A 223-nucleotide genomic window follows, 5' to 3' on the forward strand; every position below is an offset into this window, starting at 1 on the left:
AGTAGGCGTGGACGGTACGCCACTTTGGAAACTCGCTGGGCAACATACGCCACTGGCAGCCGCTCTTGAGTAGATAGAGGACGGCACAAAATACGTCGTATAGGTCGACTCGGCGAGGACTGGTTTTCTTACGGGCACTTTCCAGCAGTGGGCGAATGGTTTCAAATTGTTCGCGACTGACGTCGCTGGGGTAAGCGGTTCTCATTGGGCAAGCATCGCCGGT

Annotated in this window: 1 protein-coding gene; it reads right to left on the reverse strand. The window is 55.6% G+C overall.

From position 1 onward, the window contains the following. On the reverse strand, positions 1-205 hold a 205-nt coding region (locus tag ACUHMQ_RS21580; RefSeq protein WP_445297459.1), incomplete at its 3' end, for a transposase. Positions 206-223 lie beyond the last annotated feature (18 nt).

It is taken from the genome of Chitinimonas violaceus (assembly GCF_052601015.1).